Genomic DNA, 677 nt, shown 5'->3' on the forward strand with positions numbered 1-677 from the left:
ATGGGGATCGGGCCGATGAACGCGATCTACCAGGCGCAGTCCAACCGGTACCTGCAGAACCGCGGCATCAAGGACACCTCGGACCAGCAGGTCTGGGCGTTCCTGGGTGACGGCGAAATGGACGAGCCCGAGTCCCGCGGCCTGCTCCAGCTCGCCGCGAACGACAAGCTCGACAACCTCAACTTCGTGATCAACTGCAACCTCCAGCGCCTCGACGGGCCCGTCCGGGGCAACGGCAAGATCATGCAGGAACTCGAGGCCTTCTTCCGCGGTGCCGGCTGGAACGTCATCAAGGTCGTCTGGGGCCGGGAGTGGGATGCCCTCCTGGACAAGGACGGGGACGGCTCGCTCGTGAAGATCATGAACGAGACCGTCGACGGGGACTACCAGACGTACAAGGCCGAGTCCGGCGCGTTCGTCCGCGAGCACTTCTTCGGCCAGACCCCGCAGACCAAGGAAATGGTCCAGGACCTCTCCGACGACCAGATCTGGAACCTCAAGCGCGGCGGCCACGACTACAACAAGGTCTACGCCGCGTACAAGGCCGCCACCGAATTCAAGGGCAAACCCACCGTCATCCTGGCCCACACGGTCAAGGGCTACGGCCTGGGCACCCACTTCGAGGGCCGCAACGCCACCCACCAGATGAAGAAGCTCACCCTCGCGGACCTCAAGGC

The 677-nt window shown here is 64.4% G+C and carries 1 protein-coding gene; it reads left to right on the plus strand.

All coding sequences use genetic code 11. The annotated features are described in order from the left end of the window. The coding region (locus J9611_RS21505) for a thiamine pyrophosphate-binding protein (RefSeq protein ID WP_504742119.1) at positions 1-677 on the plus strand (677 nt) is incomplete at both ends.

Source organism: Pseudarthrobacter albicanus (assembly GCF_018224015.1).
Taxonomy (GTDB): domain Bacteria; phylum Actinomycetota; class Actinomycetes; order Actinomycetales; family Micrococcaceae; genus Arthrobacter; species Arthrobacter albicanus.